The organism is Acinetobacter harbinensis, assembly GCF_000816495.1.
Lineage (GTDB): Bacteria > Pseudomonadota > Gammaproteobacteria > Pseudomonadales > Moraxellaceae > Acinetobacter > Acinetobacter harbinensis.
In genome coordinates, this window is the sequence record NZ_JXBK01000003.1 from 67,422 (window position 1) to 67,967 (window position 546).

General features: G+C 36.4%; 1 protein-coding gene. It reads right to left on the minus strand.

Annotated elements, in window-relative coordinates; all coding sequences use genetic code 11:
• Positions 1 to 230: 230 nt before the first annotated feature.
• The coding region (locus SE27_RS14080; protein ID WP_201772992.1) for a transposase family protein at positions 231 to 546 on the minus strand (316 nt) is incomplete at its 5' end.

Sequence of the window (546 nt, forward strand, 5' to 3'; positions counted from 1 at the left end):
ACACGAGTGTGGCAGGGATGCCACACGTTATCCATCATAATAGGGATGTTATGTATGGGTAACAAAGGCTTTTGCTTTCTTTTGGCCTATCAAAAGTAAGTGTATTGCCTACACAAACATCTTTTATACTTTATTAAAAAGTTGAGGCGGTGTACGTACCTAATTTTAAATCACATAAACAGGAAAATTATATAAAACTTTATACGTCATTAGTAGACCTCTTTCATAAATCATTTTTCACTCAACTCCAAGTTATAGATTCCAGTAATTAAACTGAATCTCAAACCCAGTCTTTTACCTCTATTTCGGTAACGTCCAGCAAGAATTTTAAAGGTCTTCAGGCGACCAAATACATGCTCGATCCCGATTCTTCTTTTGTTGATTTCCTGATTATAGATTTTGAGTTCAGGATCCAATTTACAGCGTCTTTTGGCTTTTAACGGCAACAGGCTATTAGGATACACAGCATAAATTCCCTGGTAGCCTTTATCTGCAAGGATAAAAGCTCCAGATGGAATCTGCTTTAAATTGCGTTTGAATAGCTCG